Origin of the sequence: Psychrobacter aquaticus CMS 56 (assembly GCF_000471625.1) — a bacterium.
GTDB classification, from domain to species: domain Bacteria; phylum Pseudomonadota; class Gammaproteobacteria; order Pseudomonadales; family Moraxellaceae; genus Psychrobacter; species Psychrobacter aquaticus.
In genome coordinates this window covers 493,370-517,601 of record NZ_AUSW01000034.1, presented here as the reverse complement: position 1 = coordinate 517,601, position 24,232 = coordinate 493,370, and the positions used below count along the sequence as shown (strand labels likewise).

16 protein-coding genes and 2 tRNA genes are annotated in these 24,232 nt (G+C 44.8%); 13 read left to right on the top strand and 5 right to left on the bottom strand.

Features of this window, described 5'->3' with window-relative positions; genetic code table 11:
* Positions 1-3 precede the first annotated feature (3 nt).
* The 5 genes from M917_RS11725 (at position 4) to M917_RS11700 (ending at position 7,918) form a co-directional block, all read left to right on the top strand.
* The gene (locus M917_RS11725) at positions 4-765 is read left to right on the top strand and encodes a fimbrial biogenesis chaperone (protein WP_021815072.1); all 762 of its coding nucleotides are present in this window, start codon (positions 4-6) and stop codon (positions 763-765) included.
* Positions 716-3,211, top strand: coding sequence for a fimbria/pilus outer membrane usher protein (locus M917_RS11720; protein ID WP_040642669.1), 2,496 nt, complete (start codon positions 716-718; stop codon positions 3,209-3,211). The genes M917_RS11725 and M917_RS11720 overlap by 50 nt, the downstream gene beginning before the upstream one ends.
* Before the next feature lie 2 nt (positions 3,212-3,213).
* Positions 3,214-4,209 carry a Csu type fimbrial protein gene (locus M917_RS13780; RefSeq protein ID WP_161626698.1) on the top strand — a complete coding sequence of 332 codons (996 nt, stop codon included), beginning with the start codon at positions 3,214-3,216 and terminating at the stop codon, positions 4,207-4,209.
* A 376-nt stretch (positions 4,210-4,585) separates the two neighbouring features.
* Positions 4,586-6,943, top strand: a complete 2,358-nt coding sequence (locus M917_RS11705; RefSeq protein ID WP_021815069.1) for an ATP-binding protein — start codon at positions 4,586-4,588, stop codon at positions 6,941-6,943.
* Between the two features lie 33 nt (positions 6,944-6,976).
* Positions 6,977-7,918 (top strand): response regulator, encoded by a 942-nt coding sequence (locus tag M917_RS11700; protein WP_021815068.1) that lies wholly within the window; start codon positions 6,977-6,979, stop codon positions 7,916-7,918.
* Between the two features lie 338 nt (positions 7,919-8,256).
* Here the strand turns inward: M917_RS11700 and M917_RS11695 are convergent, their stop codons facing one another.
* The 4 genes from M917_RS11695 to M917_RS11680 form a co-directional block, all read right to left on the bottom strand.
* Positions 8,257-8,631 carry a hypothetical protein gene (locus M917_RS11695; protein ID WP_021815067.1) on the bottom strand — a complete coding sequence of 125 codons (375 nt, stop codon included), beginning with the start codon at positions 8,629-8,631 and terminating at the stop codon, positions 8,257-8,259.
* A 366-nt stretch (positions 8,632-8,997) separates the two neighbouring features.
* The gene (locus M917_RS11690) at positions 8,998-9,276 is read right to left on the bottom strand and encodes a peptidylprolyl isomerase (RefSeq protein ID WP_021815066.1); all 279 of its coding nucleotides are present in this window, start codon (positions 9,274-9,276) and stop codon (positions 8,998-9,000) included.
* Positions 9,277-9,807: 531 nt separating this feature from the next.
* Positions 9,808-9,884: transfer RNA gene (locus tag M917_RS11685), tRNA-Asp, on the bottom strand.
* 50 nt (positions 9,885-9,934) lie between these two features.
* A tRNA-Val gene (locus M917_RS11680) sits at positions 9,935-10,010 on the bottom strand.
* A 417-nt stretch (positions 10,011-10,427) separates the two neighbouring features.
* Between M917_RS11680 and M917_RS11675 the strand changes: the two genes are divergently transcribed.
* The 7 genes from M917_RS11675 to M917_RS11645 all read left to right on the top strand — a co-directional run bounded on the left by M917_RS11675 (position 10,428) and on the right by M917_RS11645 (position 20,883).
* Positions 10,428-12,053 carry a cardiolipin synthase gene (locus M917_RS11675; RefSeq protein WP_040642760.1) on the top strand — a complete coding sequence of 542 codons (1,626 nt, stop codon included), beginning with the start codon at positions 10,428-10,430 and terminating at the stop codon, positions 12,051-12,053.
* A gap of 93 nt (positions 12,054-12,146) precedes the next feature.
* The gene (locus tag M917_RS11670) at positions 12,147-13,691 is read left to right on the top strand and encodes a tetratricopeptide repeat protein (RefSeq protein WP_021815064.1); all 1,545 of its coding nucleotides are present in this window, start codon (positions 12,147-12,149) and stop codon (positions 13,689-13,691) included.
* Positions 13,692-13,811: 120 nt separating this feature from the next.
* Positions 13,812-15,443: a 3-deoxy-D-manno-octulosonic acid transferase gene (locus M917_RS11665; RefSeq protein WP_021815063.1), complete on the top strand. Its 1,632-nt coding sequence runs from the start codon at positions 13,812-13,814 to the stop codon at positions 15,441-15,443.
* Complete coding sequence (locus M917_RS11660) at positions 15,440-16,177, top strand: 16S rRNA (uracil(1498)-N(3))-methyltransferase (protein ID WP_021815062.1); 738 nt, start codon at positions 15,440-15,442, stop codon at positions 16,175-16,177. Before M917_RS11665 ends, M917_RS11660 begins: the two co-directional genes overlap by 4 nt.
* Positions 16,178-16,420: 243 nt before the next feature.
* A complete protein-coding gene (locus M917_RS11655; RefSeq protein WP_021815061.1) occupies positions 16,421-17,557 on the top strand; it encodes an extracellular solute-binding protein in 1,137 nt (378 codons plus the stop codon).
* A gap of 173 nt (positions 17,558-17,730) precedes the next feature.
* Positions 17,731-19,407, top strand: coding sequence for an ABC transporter permease (locus tag M917_RS11650; RefSeq protein ID WP_021815060.1), 1,677 nt, complete (start codon positions 17,731-17,733; stop codon positions 19,405-19,407).
* A gap of 135 nt (positions 19,408-19,542) precedes the next feature.
* Positions 19,543-20,883: an ABC transporter ATP-binding protein gene (locus M917_RS11645; protein WP_200861757.1), complete on the top strand. Its 1,341-nt coding sequence runs from the start codon at positions 19,543-19,545 to the stop codon at positions 20,881-20,883.
* A 19-nt stretch (positions 20,884-20,902) separates the two neighbouring features.
* Here the strand turns inward: M917_RS11645 and M917_RS11640 are convergent, their stop codons facing one another.
* A complete protein-coding gene (locus M917_RS11640) occupies positions 20,903-21,853 on the bottom strand; it encodes a methyltransferase domain-containing protein (RefSeq protein WP_021815058.1) in 951 nt (316 codons plus the stop codon).
* Positions 21,854-22,166: 313 nt separating this feature from the next.
* Here M917_RS11640 and M917_RS11635 point away from each other — a divergent pair, with 313 nt between their 5' ends.
* Complete coding sequence (locus M917_RS11635) at positions 22,167-23,864, top strand: alpha/beta hydrolase family protein (protein ID WP_021815057.1); 1,698 nt, start codon at positions 22,167-22,169, stop codon at positions 23,862-23,864.
* Positions 23,865-24,232: the final 368 nt, after the last annotated feature.

Below are 24,232 nucleotides of genomic sequence, written 5' to 3'. Positions count from 1 at the left end.
TACATGTTAAGTCTCTGGTTACGCCGTGTTGCGAGACCTGCAGTTCTTGCCAGCCTGCTCCTGTCTTCTGGGGTAGCGATGGCGAGTGGCTTGCAGGTCTCGCCCATCTCCTTAAGCTTACAAGCGAGAGAAAGTGCCAGTGGCCTGACGCTCAGTAACTCCGGTGACAATGTGGTACATGCGCAAGTGCGTGTATACCAGTGGTTGCAGGATGAACAGGGCGATCAGCTCACGCCGTCGCGAGGACTGCTCGCCAGTCCGCCGATGATTGAGCTAAAACCGGGCGAAAACCAACTCATCCGCATCATCCGTGCGAAGGCACCGCCGCAAGGCGCTGGCGCAGTGGAAGACACTTATCGTATTTTGGTTAATGAAATACCTGTTAAGTCTGCCAACCAAACGACAGGCTTGCAATTTACGCTCAGCTATTCTCTACCCGTCTTTGTCCAGCCAGTGGGGGTAACTAAGACCAGCCCGCAGTTGCAGTGGAGTACGCATCTGCAGCCTGATGGCAAAGCGGTAACACTCCGTGTCAGCAATAGTGGTAATGGTCATGCCCAATTGGCTGGTCTGAGTTTTGTGGATACGGCGGGTAATAGTACGGAGATTAATCCGGGGCTGCTAGGGTATGTGTTACCTGGTGCCACTATGAACTGGACGCTGAAAATGCCGCCCTCTGCACTGACGGCAGGCGGTAAATTCAAGGTTATGATGAATGGCACTCAGACGACACCAGACGTCACGATGGACACGTCCATTCGTTAAAGCAGTTTTTCTACAGTGCGTGGCGGTATCTGCCAGCCACGCCGTAGAACTCAACGACATTGCTCCTACAGACATTACTTCTACAGATGTCGCTCCTACAGACATTAACGACCCCCAACTTGCCAAGCTCAACCTAGACAGCTATAACCCTGACGACGATGCCGCTGGGTTAGATCTGTATCTGGACGTCACCCTCAATGGCGCCAGCGTAGGCTTGACGCATTTTTACTACCGTGACGATCAACTGTGGGCAAGTATCCGCATTTTGCAACAGCTTGGCTTTATCGTACCTGTCGATATGACCGAAGCCCTACCGCTCAACAGCTTGCCTGACCTCAAGGTGGAGTATGATGTTCGTCAGCAAACACTCACTCTGATTGCACCCCTAAGTATGCTCAATTTGGACACCACTGTCCGTAGCACGCGCACGAACAAGCGTCCGCAGCCCACGTCATCCTCTGGCATGTTGCTCAATTACAATGTTTATGGCACCCGAACTCAAAACAGCGCCAACAGCCTTAGCGCCTATACAGAGCTGCGCGCGTTTAATACATTGGGTGTGCTCAGCTCCACTGCTTTAACCACTGCCAATCGTCCTGCTGACAGCGGTAACAATAGCAGTGACTGGGACAGTCGTACTGTGCGTTTGGATACCAGCTGGAGTCAGTCATTTCCAGATAAGCTCATTACCGTTCGCGCAGGCGATATCCTTACGGGCGCGCTGTCATGGACACGGCCCACGCGGCTGGGCGGTCTACAAATTGGCACCAATTTTGATCTGCAACCCTATCGGTCAACCACGCCATTGCCGTCATTTTTTGGCGAGGCTACATTACCATCGGCGGTAGAGCTCTATGTCAATGGTCTCAAACAATACAGTGGTAATGTACCTGCGGGACCATTCGAGCTCAATACGGCGCCGAGCTTTAGTGGTGCGGGCAAGGCGCAACTGGTGGTGACCGATGCGTTAGGGCAATCCACCACGCTCAATTTTTCTTTATATGATGCGCATCGTTTGCTGCAGCCCGGTCTGTCTGACTGGTCAGTAGAGCTTGGGGCAGTGCGGGAAAACTACGGCCTTGAATCATTTGATTATGGCAACGATATCGCCGCCAGTGGCACGTGGCGTTATGGCGTGAGCGATCGCTTTACCGCAGAAACTCATGCTGAAGTCACCAATGATCTCACTAATGCAGGTGTGGGTGGCACGTGGCTGCTTGGCAGATCAGGCGGTATATTATTCGCCTCATTGGCGGGCAGCGAGAGCCAAGGTCAAGGCGGTATGCAATACAGCACAAACTACTCATGGAATAACAGCCGCTTCAATATTGGTATCAATGCCATCGGTACTATTGGCGATTACCGCGACGTGGGCACGCAATACGGCTCTGCCCCTGCCCGTCGGAGTGAGCAAATTTCAACCGGTTATAGTACGCAGTCTTTGGGCAGTTTTGGGGTAAGTTATAATCAGGTGACACAGGCCGAGCGCGAGACCACACAATTTGCCAGCGCCTATTGGTCTAAGTCCTTTGGTCGCAGGTTACGCGTGAGCGCCAACTACAATCACGATATCAATGACGCCGCTAATAACAGCGCCTCTCTTAGCGCCTCCTTGTCACTGGATCGCAATAGGTCGATGAGCAACAGTATACAGCACACCGATAGTAGGACTGATTTTGCATCTGAGGTGTCGCAATCTGCTCCAAGTACAGGGGGCTTGGGATGGCGGGCGCAAGCGCGGCACAGCCTAGATGGTAGTGAGGATAGTACGGATAGGAAGGACAGCACGGGCGGTCTTGCCGAGCTGAATTACCGCGGGCGCTATGGTCAAGTGCAAGCGGGTATCAGGGGCAACGATGGGGATTATGCAAGCTATGCCAGTGCCACTGGTGCACTGGTTAAGATGGGTGGCGGGCTTTTTGCCGCGCGGCACATCAACAGCGGTTTTGCTGTGGTCTCTACAGGCGGCATTGCCAATGTGCCGGTATCATTGCAGAACAGTCCGATTGGGACGACCAATAGCCGCGGTCTGTTATTGATATCACCGCTGAACGCCTACCAAGACAATAAAATTGGTATTAATCCCTTAGAGTTGCCCGCTGACCTACGTATTGATAAAGTGAGCATTGAGGCCACACCTACTGACCGCGCCGGTGTTCTTGTCGCTTTTGGTATTACACCAGTGCGTTCAGCATCTGTTATCCTAACAGACAGTGATAATCAACCGCTACCGCTTGGCAGTCAGGTACGCCAGCTGAGTAATCAAGAGGTACCCTCGACCGTCATTGGTTTCGATGGTGAGGTATATCTGGACACACTTGATGAACACAATGTGCTGGAGGTGACGACGCCCTCTGGTGATGTTTGCACGGTTCGCTTTGAGTACTCCAAGCAGGGTGATGAGATTCCGCTCATCGGCCCCTTTATCTGTCAAAAGGTATTATGATGATGAAATTATTTCAATGGCGTTATGGCTTACTATTGTGGCCATTTACCTTGTGGCTCCCCTCAAATGCGCAAGCACTTACTTGCCAAGTAGACAGCTTTATCTCACCCCATCTTGGTACTATTACCCTTGCTAATGCCAACAATGCGAGCGTCGAGCAAACACTGACTTACAGTTGCACCAATACGTCTAATGTCACCCAGTGGGCATCCGTCTGCATTGGTGCCGATGGTGGTACTAATAATACTTCCCAAATCAATCCACGTCATATGATTGGGCGTAATGGTTCAAAATTAAATTTTAACATGACACTTAATGGTATGAGTAATGCTACTTGGGGCAATCGCATCGTGGGTGGTACGGAGTTTATTGATTTCTTCAGCGTAGCGCCAGATACTACTACACCAACCATTAAAGAAACCATTATTAGAGTATCTCTGCTACCCAATAATAATGCTGCCAAAGCAGACGACTATACTGCCACTTTTATAGGTAGTAATGCAGCATTGACATACGTAACCGTTGATTCCAGTAATGACACAAGCCGATGCTTATCAGAAACTCAAGGAACGAGTCCCTTCTCATTTACCGTTCAAGCCGCTGTTGTTAATGAGTGTAAAATCACTACTCAGCCCACCGATATCAACTTGGGAAATGTCTCAGCAAACAGTCTTAATATCGATGGTAGCAGTAGTATCGGTGTGACCTGTACAAATGCTGCTCCCCATACAATCGGCTTGACTACTTTCAACGCTGCCGTAAATAATGATGGGCGGAGCTTCATGAAGGGAACCGGTAACAATACCAACAAAATTCCCTATCAACTGCTACGGGATAGTGAAGGTGGACGAGTAGCTTGGGGTAATGGAGAAGGAAATTGGGCAGTAGATGTTGGTACTGGCGAAGCTAAAACAAAGAATATATACGTTACTGTACCTAGCGCCGACTTCAAACCAGATACCTACTCTGATACGGTAACGGTTCATGTAAATTATTAATAGCCGCACCTTCTTTATCTAGATCCTTATCTTTATTTGCATCCTCGCTTGAACAATCTCAGCTCTAGCGGCAGTATAACGCCGCGTCTTGCTTATCCGTTTTGTCCTAGACCATCACACCCGCTGTTTTTCAATGGCTCTATAGTGTCCAGTACAGAGCATGTCTCAATAGAATCACTGACACCAGAACATAGTGATGGTCCTAATTCCTTTTTAATAATGTCCGCTTTGTTAATACATGATATTTTTGTCATCATTTTGTCACGACCAAACCGTATCCTTGAGCCCATTACAAATAGGGGCTGCGTACCATTCATCTCCTGATTCATTAAGTGATTTGTTGATAACAGACAATATATTGATATAAGGCGCGTTTATGAGTGTCGCTGGTCGGCTTGGCAGTATTTCCACACGTATGCTGATTATTTTAGCATTGGCTTTTGCATTCATTATCCTCATGGTGTACTGGGTTGTTGAGACTCAAGGTAAGCCGCGCATTCTGGAGATGACTTCAGAGACAGTGGTTGAAACTGGTAATGAAGTGATTAACAGCATCATGGCGAGCATCAGTCATGTCGATGGTCTGGCAAAAGCAACCAGCACGATGGCAGGCGGACTGCCAAAACAAGAAGCGCTCTATAGAGAAACCTTTGGCAACCTCATGCAACAAACCGACCAAAGAATTGTGGGCGGTGGTGTGTGGTTTGACCCAAATATGTATGCTCCGGGCCGAGAACGCCAATCGTTTGTGTGGGCGCGTGATGAGTCTGGCAACATGCAATCTGTGGAACGTTATAATCAAGTGAGTCAAACGCCAAACGCTTATTATCGAGACTGGTGGTACATTCCTGCTATGTATGCGCGTCATGATCACTGTGTCTGGAGCCGTGCGTATGTCGACCCAGTAAGCAATCAGCCGATGATGACATGTGCCAAAGCGCTATACAACAGCCGCAATCAGGCCTTTGATGGGGTGGTGACATTCAATTTGCTACTAGATAACCTTGATGCCGCCATGAAAAAATGGCAAGAAAAAATCGGTGGTTATGTGTTTTTAGTAGACTTAGACAATCGGTTTTTGACCTTTCCGGATCAATCCATTGTCACTCAAGTGACAGACAGTAATCCTCAAGGCGAGATGATAACGGCGCATCAATTGGCTGAGACAAACCCTACCTTTGCGCCCATTGCTGATAGTCTGGATACCATCAATCAGACGCTTCTTGATGAGGCGGTTGCCAAGGATGAGGGTCGTTATGATTTGGCTGCACGTAGTATTTTGAGCACCACCAATGTGGGGAAAATCAGTGAGCAAGAGTCCAAATTACTTTCTGCATTGCTGCTTTTAAACCTCGATCAAACCTTCAATTTGGTAGACAGTCATCTGGTCGATACCATTACTGTGCCGAATGATTTTGTGTTACAGCAACCCGCCACTGCCTTCGTCTTTCGCATGCCATTTACTTACTGGAAAATGGTTATTGTGAAACCAAACAGCGACATGATGAGTGTGGCAAATGCGCTATCAAATCAGCTGATTCGCGCGATGTTGCTGGGTTTTATTCCTATTCTGCTCCTGACCGCATGGGTATTTCGCCGCTATTTTACTCGTCCATTAAAACGAATGGCGCAGGCCGTGGCCGATATGGGCGTTTTGATTGAGCAAAAACAATATCAAAAACTAAGCGCGCACAAATTGCCCAAGTCATCGGTGAGTGAGATTCAAGTCATTAGTGAGCAGACCAATCAATTGATTGATCGCATCGTTGAAAACGAAGGCGCGCTTGCCGAAATCAACGTTCATCTCGAAAAACAGGTGGTCGCCCGTACCCAAGATTTGCAGCAAGCGATGGATGAGTTAAAAGCCTCGCAAGTGCATCTGGTGCGCTCTGAAAAAATGGCAACGCTCGGCCAAATGGTGGCAGGCGTGGCACATGAGGTCAATACGCCGCTGGGTTATGTGCGTAGTAATATGGAGTTGGTCGGTGACAATCTCACACGTTTTGATGAGTTGATAACCCATACCGAGCAATTATTGCAGGCTCTAAAAGCGCCCGATGCTGACCAAGAACAAGTAGCAGAGCTGATTGACCAAACTTTGCAATGCTGTGAAGAGATCAAAGAAGACGAAGTCAGTGAGGATTTAGCAGATCTCATCAAAGATGGCTTATATGGTGTCGATCAGATTGCTGAGCTGGTGGTTAGCTTGCGCGATTTCTCTCGGATTGATGAATCTAAGATAAAGGACATCGATATCAATGATTGTGTGAACACTTCGCTTGTCATGGCACGTAATAACCTGAAATCTTTAGATGTCACGACCACCTTGGCTGAGCTGCCTCTGATTCAATGCAATCCCTCGCAAATCAACCAAGTGCTGTTAAATTTATTTAATAATGCCGCCCAAGCCATGGCACCTGATCGTAAAGGCGAATTGCATATCATCTCATCGGTTGATGAGGCGCAGAAACACGTTGTGGTACGTGTCATAGACAATGGTGTGGGTATCGAAGAAAGTACTTTGACTCGTATCTTTGAGCCGTTCTTTACCACCAAAAAAGCGGGAGATGGGACAGGTTTGGGATTGGCCATTACCACACAAATTATCGAACAACATGGTGGTCGTATTGAAGCCAGCTCAATCGTTGGGGAGGGCACGACGTTTACCATCGCTCTGCCAATACAATCCACCGCTCGTGAAAACAAACCCTCACAAGCCTTGTTTGAAAGTTGAGAGGCTTCCAACCCCTTATTTAAAGAGAACGTCATGCAAAAACCAAAAATTGCCTTTATCGATGATGAGCCGCGCATTCTACGCAGCTTAAAAATGCACTTTCGCCAGTCGCATGACGTATTTATCACGACTGATGCCACTGAGCTAATGAAATATATCAGCGAGCATGATGTACAAGTGGTCATCAGTGACCAGCGCATGCCAGATAAACAAGGCACTGAGGTTTTGCGTGAGGTCAAAGAAGCCTCACCAAACACCATTCGCATTTTATTGACCGGTTATGCGGATCTGAATGCGGTGATTGACTCGGTAAATGAAGGCGAGATTTATCGTTATATCACGAAACCGTGGCAAAACGACGAGCTTAAAAAAGTCGTCAATAAAGCCACAGAGATTGCCCAGCAAACGCAAAATATTGCTCAAGACACCAATCAAACCAATGATACCCAAAATCATATGGCTAGTAGCATTAGCGGTAAACGGAATATATTGGTGTTAGATGATGATGAAGATGTCTATCAGCAAATGAAGAGTTACTTTCAGAGTACTTACACGGTGAGTTGGGCCAGTAATCTTGAGCAGGCGGCCAAGTTATTACAGAAAAAACGTTTTGGCGTCACTATTACGGATGCGATGCTTAATAATGAGAATATTACACCCATTGTTTATGCACTAAAAAATATCCAGCCTGATCTGATGGTAATTATGCTGACTGAGTTCAAAGATGCCCACATGGTGATTGACTTAATCAATAAAGGTCAGGTATATCGTTGTTTACCGCGGCCGACCAACTTTACGATGATGAGTATCAGTCTCGATCGCGCCTTTGGCCACCACGAAAGATTGGTACAGCAGCCGATATTGGCGGCCCGTCATCATGTTGAAGAGGTGACAGAATCAGAAGCTTTGAGTTTTTCTGATAGACTTAAGGGTTTCTTTTCGAAATTTAGAGGGTGGCGTATTAGTAGACAGTAACAGCTTGAAGATGCATCTGCTAATGCAGGGGCACTAGAGCTTGCTAAAAGCGTGTGCCCAAATCCGAGCATTTATTTAAATATAGTCGGTGAAAAGTAATATCGATACAACCCGTACTGCTGGTGCAAATTTTTCTTGTTTGCTGTGCCATTGCTGCCAGAGGCTGCAAAAATTTTACACCAGCAATACTGTAGCGACTTTAAAGTATTTCAACTATAGGAGGCGACGAGCAGGATAAGACCCAAGAGTTGCCCTAATAAAATAGGGTGCTGGCTGCAAAATTTTATTAGGGCTTAGCTGTGGCAAAATCTAATATGTAGCGATGAATAACGACCATTTCACCTATTATCTGTCTCAGTGATATCAATTTTTTTCTCTAGTTCTATGATCTGTAGTTTATAGTTTTTATAGTGATCTTTTTGGTTCTCTTCTTTTTTCTTTAAAGTTTTTTGAGATAAAAGGTGGTATAGCGAGGTCAAACCTCTTTTAATATTTTTGATTTCTTCTGAGGACAAGCTTATGTATTTGTCAAAATCAGGGGATTTTATTTTTGCGCATAACTCAAAAAGCGTCAGGTTAAAATTTTGATAGTGTTGTTTTATTAAATCTTCTGTTGACTGGTTGCTATATTGAATATTTTTTTTCATTAAAATAAGCAAAGCACTATCAATCAAATTCTTTTCATAATCTGTCAAACATAAATAACTGCTCATTATATCTACTCTCTGTTGTTACGAGATTTCTGTCTAAAAGATAATAAATTGACCACCCTAGAGCAACGTGAAGCATTTGGTAGCGCTCCAAAAACTTTTACTCAGTCAGCCTAACTTAATCTTTATGCCTTGAAAATCTTCATTGATATACGTCATACAGCCAATAATTCAGAAGAATCAACGCATTCTATAGAACAAAAATGAAAGTATAGTGACAAGTGAGAAAATAAAGTGACGGGGTGCATTCTTAAATATAAGAAATACAGCCGTCATAATCTATAGTTATAACATCAGATCATTGATGAGTCAGGATAATGTTTAGGGCATACCTCAGTCGGCTTACAATCAAAGCTTGGACTCTAACGCTTACGTCCTGTAAAGCACTTTAACCACATGCCAGCCAAATTTGGTTTTTACTAAATGTGGGATGAAGAGTTCACCGCTGAAGCAAATTTTATCAAATGCCGGTACCATGTCACCTTTTTCGAACTCACCTAAATGACCCCCTTTTTTGCCTGATGGACAGGTGGAATGTCGTTTGGCGAGCACATCAAACGCCGCGCCTTTTTTAAGCTTAGCAATAATGTCTTCAGCCTGTTCTTTGTTTTTTACTAAAATATGTAATGCGCTAGCGGTACGAGCCATAAGGTAAACCCTTTATAAAATATCGATTATCGAGGCATTATATCACTACTTACCTTGGTTGCTAACTTCACTTTCAGGCTCTACTTCATCACAAATCACTATCTATACACGAGCTACTACCTACACAGACGCTATTATTTCGATGAGAGTCGGTGTCTTTTGCTTGTCACTGCTAGTACATTAGTACCATGCTGAGCGCTTTACTTACGCATTTTTATGGCGAGCTGACTACTCAGAAATGGGCATAAATTATAGGTATCAGTTACTACAACTAACTTTTAATTATATTGGTCACCGTTTGGTCACTGAGCACTTGGTCACCGATTTTCGAAAAGTAGAGCGTATACACGAGATCTCATAATTTACGCATTATTAAAGGGCAGACTATTTCTTAAAGGTCGATACAGGATAAACATCTGGCCCATATAAACAAAGGATTTTAAGAGAAGTTCAGACACAAAAAAACCTCAAGCAACCTAATGCTTGAGGCGAAACTTGCTTAAACCCAAAGGTTTAAATTCGTTTTAAATATGGCGCAGCGGACGGGACTCGAACCCGCGACCCCCGGCGTGACAGGCCGGTATTCTAACCAACTGAACTACCGCTGCTTAGGTCGTTTTTAACGTTTTGCTCTTTAAAAGCCCACTCGCTAAATGAGTGGTGGGTGATGACGGATTCGAACCGCCGACATTCTGCGTGTAAGGCAGACGCTCTACCAACTGAGCTAATCACCCTGAGAAGCGTATAAAAATTGCAATGCAATTTTAGCTTCGCAAGAGAATTTTCCTTAAAGGGAAAATTCTAGAAACTTCACACCTTTAATTGGCTTGAAAGTTTCTTTAAAATCTAGCCAATTAAGATTGTCACCTCTTAATCAACTTTCACAGAAGCTAACTTAATTAAGTCCCCTTGCTGTGGGTGTGTATTATATAGATTTACACATGGCTGTCAAACAGTATTTTAATGATTTTAGCAAATAATTAAAAATAGCCGTCTGATATCCCTATTTATAGTAGCCTAAGTCAATTATTTAGAGGCATTGCTACGAACATACTTGTTATAGTTGTCTATTATTCGGTGGTCAAAAATCACTATACTGTTCATGTTTTACTACTTGTGCTTTATTTTTTATCTGATTGTCGGAGGCAGACATCGAAGCGTTTACTATTAAACATACCTTCACCACTTGGTCTTGGGGAGATCTCGCTGGGTTAGGTCTCGTATTGCATATTACTTTGATGATAGTAATGACGCTACGAATTGTATCGGTGCAGCGCAATATTGGGGTATCGATTGCTTGGATTGCTGTGCTCTATACCTTACCGTTATTTGGCTTTATTGCTTACATACTGCTGGGTGAGCCGATGATTGGGCGGCGCTATCGTGAGCGAGTAGATCAAGCAAGCATGTTGATGAATGACATGGCGCGGCGTGAGCATTTGGTTTTTGATCAAGGGCAAGATTTACTGCCAGCCAAGTATCAAGGTGTCAGTCAAATAGGTACGCGTTGGACAGGGCTTGGGATATTTCCAGATCATAAGATGCAGCTGCTGACTGAGCCTAATATGATTTTTCAAGGTTTGATTGAGGATATTCAAGGAGCTCAACGCATTATTTTGATGGAGTTTTATATTGTCTATCCCAAGGGACAAGTATTAGAAGTGATAGAAGCGTTGGCGGCGGCAGCGCAACGCGGGGTTGAGTGTCATATATTGGCTGATAGTGTGGGAAGTTTTAGCTTTTTTAATAGTAATGCACACCGTACATTAGAGCGGGCAGGTGTTTTTGTTCATCAGTCACTGCCCGTGGGATTGTTTAAAACGCTGTTTAAACGCTCCGATTTGCGCAATCATCGTAAGATCGTGGTTATTGATGAACACATCGGTTATATAGGTAGTTTTAATTTGGTCGATCCGAGGTTTTTCAAACAAAATAAAAACGTCGGGCAGTGGATTGATGTGGCGATACGCACAACCAACCGACGCTTTATCAGTATCACTACAGCTATGGCAAAGGTGGTGGTAACGGATATCGGTGCTGAAAACAATGACAACCTTGACGCGCTCAATCAGCGGGTAAATAACTATACTCGTAAACTGTATGTGATGAATCCGACTATTAACGACTTAAACAGTCGGGTAAAAGTGTTGGGTGACCGTATTGACTACCATGAGCAGCCAGATATTGGCTCGACATCGATTGTGATACCGAAAATGCCAATTGTGGAAGGCGTACTGGCACAGCTGATACCCTCAGCCCCGCAAGTAACTGCCCATGTGATTTATGATACATTGGTCACAGTGATTCATCGTGCCAACAAACGCATTTGTATCACCACGCCATATTTTGTACCCGATGAAACCTTGTCAGGGGCACTGACGATAGCTGCCAAGCGCGGAGTCGAGGTGACGATTATTGTGCCTGAAAAAGTCGATTCGTTTCTCGTGCAACATGCGTCCCAAGCCTATTATCAAGAATTGCTTGAAGCTGGCGTGACTATTGCTTTATTTAAAGGTGGCCTGTTGCATACTAAAACGGTGGTCGTCGATAATGATTACTGTCTGTTTGGCACTGTGAATATCGATATGCGCAGTTTTTATCTAAATATGGAAGTCAGTTTGGCGATTTATACACCAGAGATGGTTGCCCAAGTCGCTGATTGCCAAGAAATCTACTTACAAAGTTGCCGTTTTTTGGATTTAGAAGAGTGGACGCAGCGTCATGGTGCGGCGCGTTTGTTTGATAATGTGGTACGCCTGTTTAGTCCTTTATTGTAGCGCCCTAGATTTTAGGTTAAGGTAGCACTATATTTTGGTTAAATTAAATCTATTATATCCTCAGTCTATTTACAGAAAAGGACACGCCTGTCTATGTCTGCATCGCCCCAAACGCCACTTGACTATATTGCAGCAGGCTATTGGCAAGACTTCTTAGCTAAGCGATCTATCGCAGGAGGCACGGCTTATGAAGCCGAGCTTCGCGACTGTATATTGGATGAGTCGCTGGCAAGTTTACAGCGAGTAGATACACTTTTATCGCAAATACGCCGTGATATGATTAAGGTGAATAGATGGGATGAAGAGGCGCTGTTAGTCGATGAGCGCTATCGTAACTTTATGATGTTTTTGGGGTTTTATGCAGGACGCGTATTGGCGCGGCAATGGCAACAGTCGCCGCATTGGTACGGTCAGTTTGAGCTACGTAAGCGCTACCTTGAACTCACGTTGACAGCTGACGATTTTTACCAGCACATGGCAGTTGGCTACCGTAACGAGGGTGGTTATTCTGATGACAATGACAATGACAATGATAGGGCAGCAGCCTTATTTTTTGCTTTAGAACCAATCGGTCTGCGTTTGTTTGGCCATATCGACCGACCGTTTGCTGCTGTACAAGGCGGTCAAATTGCTAGCGGCTTATATCAAGCCGTCAGCGCCAGATCACCAAACGCTAATAACCATCAAGCCTCTGGTTCAGCTACCGAAAATGTCATTCAAAATAACAGTAGCAGCAATAGTCAAAATGTTGATGCAGCTGAGCAGGTGAATCTACCAGTAAGCGGACGCATCGATTCTCAGAGTTCTATCAATTCTCAGAGTTCTGTAGCACAAATGATGGCCAGTAATAGTTACAGTCATAGCCTAGCAGATAGCAGCTTGTCTCAACAAGAATACATTCTCAAACCTGATGTATCTGAGCCAAAACGAGACCGTCTTATTAAGCCAGAATTATCTAAGACTGAACCTTTACCAAGCATTTCTCCCCCAAAGAATCCCCCATTAACAAAGCCAGCGCCCGCAGCAAAAATCTCGCCAACGCCAGATATTTTTATTCAGTTACTAACAGAATTAGACGCAATTGAAAGGGTGCAAACCGCTGGTAATACTGATTATCAAAAGGCTCGGGAAGTACTGGATCAGTTTGAGCAGCATATTGCCAAGCAACATAAACCCCGTGCGCAAATTATGTTTTCAGAGAATCATTTAGCAGCAAAAAAGCAAGCGCTATTGACATTACAAGAGGCTGCTAACGCTGGTAATACTGCTGCTATGTTGCGTTTGGCGATGTATGAATTACTGGGTGAAGGTTTAATAGTCGATAAGATAGCTGGCACAGAGTCAGGAATTGAGTGGGTTAAGCAAGCGGCCAGCAAAGAGGATAGCCGCGCCCAGCGTCTACTAAGCAAGATGTACTATCAAGGTTTGGGCGTCACGCAAGATATAGACAATGGCAAATATTGGCTCACGCAAGCTGCCGAAAACGGCCACGCCGAAGCCGCCGATTTGGTAAAACAATGGCAGCAAGCACAAGCGTTAATCACCACAAAGAACCAAGAGCAACACAGTATCAAGCGCTATCAAATATTGCTCGGTATAGTGGGCGTGATAGCGATACTGATAATAATTTTTGTCTAAAAATTTTTATCGCAGTTAGGTCTTAATAACTTATTATTAGACGCTGAATTCAGGTAGAATTGGCGCGTTTTTTATCGTCATTTTTTTATTATTTGATCCATTACTAATCTAGGCTGTTGCATGCCATCTTCTCATACACCCTCTGATTGTGTTTCAAAATCGGCTGATCTTACCTCTTTGCCGAGCTGCGTTGTTTATACACCGCCTCTTTATTATCAATCTATTATTGGCTTACTCAAACCACTATACCGACTGCAAGTATGGCGACGCTCACATAAGCGTGATAATTATCAGCAAGAAGTTGCGCAGCGGTTTGGTAAAAGCTATCCAGCACGTCCATCGAGTCATTCAAATGCTGATACTGATATGCCTTATGCTGATAAAGGCATCATTTGGTGTCATGCGGTCTCATTGGGCGAGACCAATACCGTTGCCCCTTTGTTGGATGCCTTATTAGCGAATGGTTATAAAATATGGTTGACCAATACCACGCAAACAGGTTTTGCTCGCGGTGCCAGTCGTTTCAATGATGAGATTGCTCAAGGTCAGATGAGTCACAGTTATGTACCGGTAGACAGTCCAGCAGTGATTGACAGTTTTTTAACGCATGTGCAACCTATCGCCGCTTTATTTGTAGAAACAGAGTTATGGGCAAATATCTTAACCAAACTGTCTGAGCGTGATATTCCTAGTATCTTGGTCAATGGTCGGCTCTCAGCGTCTTCTTTTAAAAGCTATCAGAAAATTGGTGCGGTCAGTACCAGTATGATGAAAAATTTGAGCTTAATCATTGCGCAAGATAACGAGTCTGCGAAGCGCTTTCGCCAATTGGGGGCGCATAGCGCACGAATCCGTGTGGCAGGCTCACTAAAATGGGTAATTAATACTCCCAAGATTGTTAATAATGCCATGCACACAGAGCATAAGAGTGGCGACAGCCAAAAGCGTGACCTATCAAACCGACTGTCAAATCGGCAAGTTGAGCTGGCAGCAGCGTTGGGAGTAGCAGGTCGACCGATTTGGGTGGCGGCAAGCACGCATAGCGGTGAAGAAGACACCGTATTGGCGTGGCATGAGCAAATACTGTCTAATTCAGCGCTGGCTGATACGCTGCTCATCATCGTGCCGAGACACCCTGAACGTTTTGATGAAGTAGCAGCGCTTATCCAAAATCAAGCATTAAAAATGGCGCGGCGAAGTGCGGAAGAGAGCATTAGTGCAGACACGCAAGTTTATTTGGCAGACAGTATGGGTGAGCTAATGACTTGGTACACATTAGCAGATGTGGCGTTAGTGGGCGGCTCATTGGTCGATATTGGTGGACATAACCCAGTTGAGCCAGCGAGTGTGGCAACGCCTGTGTTGATGGGATGTTATACGCAGTCTTGTCAGAGTGTGGTGGATAAGCTGTCCGAAGTAGGAGCGTTGTATCAACCGAACAACACTTTTTACCGTCTTGCTGTCAGAGAAAAAGTGACGACAGATGGCCTAACTGGTATAGATACGCAAGTAGCCACTCATAATAAAGTAAGTACAACTCAAAAGTCTGCTCGCAAGCAGTCTTCCTCTAATGATGACGAGCACACACTTATGTATCAGCAGCTCACATTTTGGCTCAGTCATCTTGAGCTGGCGAAACTGGCTGGACAAGCTGGCGAGCAGATGACCGAGCAGCAGCAAGCAGTACTGCCGCGTCAATTTGCTATGATTACTAGTGTTATTGAGCAACACTCACGCACAGAGGCTGTATGAACTATATTTTACTGCCCGCCGAAAATTTTTCGATAGACTCTGCCAAAATCAATGCAGTGCCGCAAATTAACCATGTCCATCATGTATTAACAGCAAAAGTCGGTGAGTCGCTTAAAATCGGTGAACTTGGTGGTAACTTAGGTACTGCAATCATTGATGATATGACACCTGACTGCATTCAGTTGCGTGAGGTTAAACTCACTATGCCGCCACCAGCTAAGCTGGATTTGACAGTGATATTGGCATTACCACGGCCAAAGGTGCTGCGGCGTTTGATTATGGATATGACCGCAATTGGCGTACGCGACATCATCTTAATAAACAGCTACCGCACCCAAAAAAGCTATTGGCAAAGTCCAATGCTAGAGCGCCTCGATGAGTTTGTATTAGAAGGGCTGCAACAAGGCATTGATACGATAGCGCCTCGTATTAGCCTACAAAAGCGGTTTAAATCCTTTGTTGAAGACGAATTGCCCCGTCTGGTAACCAATCGCGCTATCGTGGCGCATCCTTATGGCTCGCAGTCATTTGCTCAGTATTTACAGAAACAATATTTACCAAAGCCGGAAACATTAGCTCTGCCTAGTTTAGTTTTTATCGGTGCTGAAGGTGGCTGGATTGAGTACGAGATAGAGATGCTTACCGCACAAGGTTGCGAGGCGGTACATATGGGTCCGCGCATATTGCGTACTGAAGCGGCAGTTAATGCCATTTTGGGGCAATGGCTATCATAAGCAGCTATATACTGCCAAATCTACTGAAGGTTAATCATAAGTTTGCTCCTTTAACAACAAAGATTGAAACCGTTTTTTAATGAGTTACTGAGTGAAACAAATGTATTGATAACTAGTATCATTTGCATTAGTATATTGTTCTCAAACATTATGCTCTTGACAATCGTACCAATGAGTGGTCGATATACCAATGGGTAGCACCGCCTTATCTCAAATTTTTATAGCACTATTATGGAGAAAAACATGTCATTGAACGACATCAGCGCCACTTTAATTTCTAATAAACTGACTCTACCTGTTGCTTTATTTAGCATGATGTTAGGTCTTGCGGGCTGTAGTAATTCATCTACGACAGAAGAGAGTGCGGAAGCGGAAACAGCAGAAACGGCTACTGAGCAAGTAACCACTGATAATGCGACTACTGATAACGCGGCCAATGCAGATGCTCAAACGATCACTGTCTACTCATCACGTAACGAGCAGTTAATCAAGCCATTGTTAGATCGTTATACTGAACAGACGGGTGTGAAGGTTGAGCTGGTTACAGACAAAGAAGGCCCACTCATGGCGCGTCTGCAAGCGGAAGGTCAGAACACCCCAGCCGATATGCTTTTGACAGTTGATGCAGGTAACTTATGGCAAGCAACCCAGCAAGGGCTGCTTCAACCGGTAACGTCACAAGTTCTAGAAACCAATGTTCCAGCAAAATATCGTGATCCCAAAGGTATGTGGACGGGTCTGTCATTACGTGCTCGTACTATCTTTTATGACCCAAGCAAAGTCACGGCTGACCACCTATCGACTTATGCAGATTTGGCGGATCCAAAGTGGAAAGGCAAGCTGTGTTTACGTACCTCTAAAAAGGTTTATAACCAATCGCTTGTGGCCAGTATGATAGAGCACTTGGGCGAAGAAAAAACCGAAGCCGTCATCCGTGGTTGGGTGGATAATTTAGCCACCGATGTATTCAGTGATGATACCAGTATGTTAGAAGCCATCGCTGCGGGTCAGTGTGAAGTGGGTATCGCAAACAGCTACTACTATGGTCGTCTGCTGGAAGAAAAACCAGACTTCCCTGTAGAGATATTTTGGGCAAACCAAGGCACGACAGGTACTCATGTTAATGTCTCGGGAGCGGGCGTAGTTGCTGGTTCAGACAATCCAGATGGCACACTAAAATTAATGGAGTGGTTGTCATCGGATGAGGCGCAAGGCATTTATGCCAGTTCTGACAAAGAATTCCCAGTAAAAGAAGGCGTTGATGAATCAGAAATGCTCAGATCATGGGGTACGTTCAAAAAAGATGACATCAATGTGCAGAAGTTTGGCGAATTACAAACCCAAGCGATCCAAATGATGGACAAAGCGGGTTATAAATAGAGCGTTTTGTCGTAACACTATTCTCAAAAATTAAAGTAGCCAATCATGGTAACCAAAAGTGTGAGCAGTCCTTTAAAGATGCTAAATACTATGGTTAACGTTCAAAGCTAACGGTATTTTTGAGTTTAGTGTTGGATATTAGGTCTCTATGCGTATGACATGGTAATAACGATATGATCACAACGCCAGACGCGTCTGTACGGCAAAATGATACAGGCAGTGATAATGTGAAAGACAACCAAATTGTCAGTCAAGACCACGCCATTCGTAAACGTATGATATCGAAATCAGTCTTAGGACTGATTTCGTTGTTTATGCTCGTACCAATTTTGATCGTGTTGCTATCGTGGACACAGCCAGTGGCTGATATCTGGACGCACATGAAAGCGTATGTGCTGCCGCAAGTTCTCAAAAACACGGCTATCTTATTGTTGATGGTCACTGTCATCTCTGGCACTATCGGCACGGCTCTCGCTTGGGTGACCAGCATGTACCGCTTCCCTGGGCAGCGGTTTTTTTCGTGGGCGCTGATGTTGCCGCTCGCGATGCCGGCTTACGTATTGGCGTTTGTCACCGTTGGCATCGTTGATTTTAGTGGGCCATTACAGACAAGTCTGCGGGATTTGGGCATCAATAATGCCATTCCGTCAATACGCAATGTCTGGGGTGCAGGTTTGGTATTGTCGCTCGCCTTTTATCCTTATGTATATTTGCTGGCGCGTCAAGCGTTTCTATCGCAAGGCAGGCGGGCGATAGAAGCGGGGCAGATGCTGGGTCTTAGCCGTGGGCGCGTATTTTTTCGGCTGGCATTACCACAAGCTCTGCCATGGGTGATTGGTGGGTTGTTACTGGCCAGCATGGAAACCTTGGCAGATTTTGGCGCAGTTTCAGTATTTAATGTCGATACCTTTACCACGGCTATTTATAAAGCATGGTTTGGCTTTTTTAGTCTAACAACGGCGGCACAGTTAGCAGCTTTGTTAATTGGTGTGGTCTTTATCGTGGTATTGTTTGAGCAGTACTGGCAGTCAAAGCGTGGTAACTCTGTCGCTCAAGGCAGCAGTCAGCGTTTTGAAGCCAGCAAACCTGCTAAGTGGGCCATGACTTTATTCTGTACGGTCGTATTTTTAGTGGCTTTCTTTATACCATTTTTGCAGCTGATTTATTGGACAGCGTTGAATTTTCGACAAGATTTTGATGCACGCTATATTGATTTTGTGACCAATAGCCTCATGATTGCTAGTATGACCACGCTTTTTATCGCCTTTTTGGCGATTATTATTGCGTGGATTAAGCGGCAATATCCTGATAAATCGACCAAACTGATGACCACTTTAGCCAATTTGGGTTATGTGGTGCCAGGTACAGTATTGGCGGTGGGAATATTTATTCCAATCGCTTGGTTAGACAACCAAATGATAGCCTTTGGTATCACCTCGCACCAAGTACTTTCAGGCAGTGTCATTGTGATGCTATTGGCATTATCGACGCGCTTTATGACGGTGAGTTTTCAGCCAGTTGATCGACAGCTACAGCGCTTGACAGTCAATCAAGAAGCGGCGGCCAATTTGCTTAGTGACAGCCCTTATCAGCGTTGGCGACAGGTGATGTTACCAGTGCTGAGTCCGGGCGTGCTCACCGCGTTACTCATGGGTTTTGTCGAAGTGATGAAAGAGATGCCAATTACGTTAATGACGCGGCGGCAAGGCTGGGACACATTGGCGGTGCGCGTGTTTGAGATGACCAGTGAAGGTATGTGGGGACGGGCGGCGTTACCAAGCTTATTGATTGTGCTGGTTGGCTTATTGCCTGTTTGGATACTATTGCGCCAAAGTGATAAGCAAAGCTGAAAGTGATTTCAAAGTATGAAGTAAAAAGTAGTGAAGTACATGCAAAGCATCCGGTAACATCTTTTGTTAAGGTCATAACAATGTTTACTATTTTATCTGTGGTCTTTATTTTCTAACAGCCAACTGGTACCGTCTATGTACACTGATTCAATGAACGACTCATCAGATTCTAAATCAATAAAGGCCAATTCACTCAAGGCAAAGGTAAGACTTGAGGATGCAAAAAAATCACCAGTAGTACAAGATAAAATGCATCAAACCCAACCGAACAAACCCATTGAAAAAAATAGTGCGTTGATCCAAGAAACTGAGACAGATATCGCTAGTAATCCTTATTTTAGTGTGCAAGATTTAGTCGTAGGCTATGACGATACCATCGTTGTCAATGGACTCTCATTAATACTACAACAAGGTGAAATCGGTTGTTTTTTAGGCTATAGCGGTTGTGGAAAAACCACGGCGTTACGAGCCATTGCAGGACTAGAGCCGAGCCGATCTGGCACCATTCGTCTAAACAATCAAAATTTAACTGACAAAACCGCCCGCAATTCATTTGCCGTTGCTCCAGCCAAACGCGGTATGGGCATGGTGTTTCAAGACTATGCGCTTTTTGGTCATTTGAGTGTGGCAAAAAACATCGCTTTTGGACTAAATAAATGGTCTGCCGCCGATAAAAAAGCCCGCGTGGCTGAGATGTTAAGCCTCGTTGAGTTAACTGAACACGCTGACAAACGTCCAAATGAGCTCTCAGGTGGGCAGCAGCAGCGTGTTGCCTTAGCACGAGCTTTAGCACCAAAGCCCAAACTGTTATTGCTCGATGAGCCTTTTTCTAATTTGGATGTGGTGCTACGCGAGTCATTGGCAATGAATGTTCGAGATATTCTCAAACGTACCAATACCACCGCTATTTTGGTTACTCATGACCAAAACGAAGCATTTGCCTTGGCAGATAAAGTCGGGGTGATGGAGCAAGGAAAGCTGGTACAGTGGGCGACCCCAAGTGAGCTATATCATGAGCCAATCAGTCCTTTTGTTGCTGAGTTTGTGGGCGAAGGCGCAATGATAGATGGCATTATCAAAGAAGGCCACGTTGAGACGGCACTGGGCAATATTTATCGACGCATGGAAGTCTGTGACGAATTGGGACAGCCGCAATATTGTGAGTATGATTATCCCAATGGCACACCGATTAAAGTACTCGTGCGCCCTGATGATATCATTCACGATGACGACAGTGCGCGGACGGCGCTAGTAATTGGCCGAGTTTTTCGCGGTGCCAATTATCTATACCGCTTACAACTCGATGATGGGCAGACCGTATTATCGTTAGTTGCCAGTCATCATAATCACGAGATTGGCTCACACATTGGTATATTACCTTTGCTAGAGCACGTGGTTGTGTTCAATGAAAAAGAAATCAATGCGACAACTTGGTCTGAGTACGATAGATCACAGAGAATGGCTGAAAATAACTAGTGGTTATTGACGACAGGTATTACAAGCTGTCAGCCTGACGAGTTGCCATGATATGCAAATAACGTCCCAGCCATTTATACGGCTCTTGTTGTGAATAGCGCAGCTCCATTCGTATCACGGCATCGGGGTCATTATGACCACCACGTTTGAGCGGTGCATAATCATGGAACACGCGCAAACCACTGGTACGCACAATGTGATAATGATGCGCCGCCAACCAAGACTCTACTTCTTCTTTAGCAACTGGATGATTGGGTGTCAGACTTTTCTTATTGTCAGCCTGATAGCCCGTATTATCGAGCAAATTAAAATTACCCATAATCAGATTACGATAATCAAAGCTCGCCGGATTATAAAAACATAACGACAGCGCGCCATGATCTGCCAGTTGCCGATCAAAAAAGTCCATGACCATTGCAGGTTCTGCTAACCATTCGAGCAAAGCATGCGACATGATTAAGTCAAACTTGGCTGATGCTTTAACCGCGTTGTCAGTGCTTTTTTGCTCATGATCTTTAGTCAGATTGTCTTCAATCAGCTTGTCTGCAAGCGCTTGATACGGACAAACATACCATGTTATATCAAGGTCTTCGTCTATCAGTGCCGCGCTCGCTTTTGCTTTTTCGAGCATATTGACTGAAATGTCATTGATGACCACGCTATGACCTTGAGCAGCCAACTCTATCGCAATCTGTGCAAGCCCTGCACCCACATCTAAAATACGTAAAGGTCGTCCAAGACTTTTGCTCATCTGCGCGCTATACTCGAAAATATCACGGCGTAGCACCGCCAAGCGAATTTCACCTTTTAAGCCGCCATAGACTTTTTTTTCAAAATGATCAGCAATGGCATCGAAACTACGATCAGAGCGCGTAACTTTTGGTTGCGTCACTGCTTGGTATGTTGTTTGCTTAGTTGAATCTATCGATTGGTTGTCACGTTTTTCTGTATTTTGACGGCTTGTTTGCATGGGAGGACTGTCTGTGTGGGATGGTATTTTGGAACATCGTACAACAAAGATGACATCGAAGCCAGAATCGATTAACAACAGGAAATATCATTCTATAGCGTAAAAGAGGGTCGCAAGTGCATGTTTTGCAGTAGCTTTTCATCATTTTTTACGGTATAAGTAGTAAGGTTTCAGAAACAATTGTTATTAAGCAAGTCTGTCTAAAAAGTGCTCAATAACAATCATCCACTAAAAAATATCTGTCAAACTCAACTTATATACTGCCAAGGACTCTCGGCAAACGTATGACTTACTACTGCTAAGGATAGCAACTATGAGAAAATTCAAACCTGCCACCGATACAAGCGCCAAGCCAGCGACCAGTAATCAGCTTCCAAATTCTCTCATCACTACAACCCCACCAATAATGTCACGTTGTTTATTATCAGTCGCCATTGCCAGTAGTTTGCTATTGGTCGGTTGCGGCGATGACGATGATGAAAGGATTGTCTCCTATGATACGACAGTAGAGACGATCAGTGCATTTACTGCCCAGCAAATAAATACTGGGTTTGGTTTAAGTAATACCGCAACCCCAGCGGCCAAATGTGACATTAAGATTGAGAAGATCAACTATCCGACGGTAGGCGCGGCGGGCGAACGCACCAATGCGACAGCAGCATTGATGCTACCGAGTGGCGATAGTGCTGACTGTCAAGGCGATCGACCGATATTGCTTTATGCTCATGGCACAACGACAGAAAAATCTTATGATTTCAGTCAAGTGGCCAATCCCCAAAATCCAGCAACCAGTGAGGCGACACTGATAGCCGCAAACTTTGCTGCACAAGGTTATATCGTGGTTGCACCAAACTATGCGGGTTATGATGATTCTGATCTTGATTATCACCCTTATCTGGTAGCGGATCAGCAAGCGGCTGATATGGTCGATGCGTTAGACGGTGCACGTACCATCATTACTAGGCAACAGCTTGTAAATGATACCGACTATACCAACATTGACGACTCTGGCAAATTGTTCATTAGCGGATACTCACAGGGCGGGCATGTCGCCATGGCAACCGCACGTCTGCTTGAACAACAGAATAAACCTGTTACCGCGATTGCGCCGTCATCAGGGCCGTATGCTTTGGCAGCATTTGGTGATGCAATATTTGCAGGTAATGTCAATATTGGCGCGACTCGTTTTGCCCCATTATTGGCCATTGGCTTAGACAAAAAATATAAAAATATATACGGCAATAGAACTGATATCTTTACGGCCCAGTACGCCAATACCCAGCTACCAAATACGCAAACTTTTGGAGAGTTAGTAAACAATGGTAAGTTACCTGATAATGCGTTATTCCAAGCCAAACCGACTAACAATCCTGTGCTTGATCAGTTACCAGCCAGTAATTTGCCTTTTGCTTTCTTAGGGTTTGATGATGATAATTATCTGATAAAAACAGATTTTCGTGCTGCTTACGTAACTGATGCTCTACAAAATCTAGATAGCTTAGTGGCTGGTACAGGTGTATTGCCAGCAGCCAATCCACAAAATAACTTGCGTAAAGCTTTAAAAGACAACGATTTACGTGGTTATATCCCAACTATGCCAACGCTATTGTGTGGCGGTAATCAAGATCCAACCGTATACTACGACCTAAATACAGGTTCGATGACCGCCATATTGCAAGCAGCGGCATCTTCTAATAATCTTAACGTCACAGTACTCGATGTTGATACAAGGAATGATCGAGGTGCAGTAACTTCGATTGGTAGTGCTATGAGTAATCCATGGATGGCCACGACCGTACTTGATAACGTTCAAGGCAGATTTACTGCTACTTTGACAGCCGTTCAAAACAAAGCGATTGCAGATGCTCAAGCCGCAGGAGTCACTGATCCAACAACGCTAGCACAGGCCGCAGGCGCTGCGATATTGGGCAGCTATCATGGTGGCTTAGTCAGTACTGCTTGTACGCAAGCCACGCGCGAATTCTTCAACCAGGAATTTAAAGCTACTTAATAGAACTCGGACTTTACCGTAACAGCTATTCTAATTGCGAAAACTGTATCCATTGGATGCAGTTTTTTGCTAAATGCCTTTTAATATCAATGAGAGAAAAAGAGGGAAGTCGATGATGGTGTCGCTTATATAAATTTGGAGGCTGTCAATCCGTTAAAATATGGGCCCTAATAAGCTGTTTTGCTTGATTTTAATGACAGTCAGATGCCCCTAAATCAGCAATTTTGTGCTAAAATAGCTTCTTTTATTAATCATTAAAACTATCGCTGTTTTCTTATGGTTTTGCACGCTTAGCAGGGCTTTTTTAGGGTCTATATTTTGATCGTAGCTGCGCATTGATGCAGCTATATTTTTGTATAATCCATAAG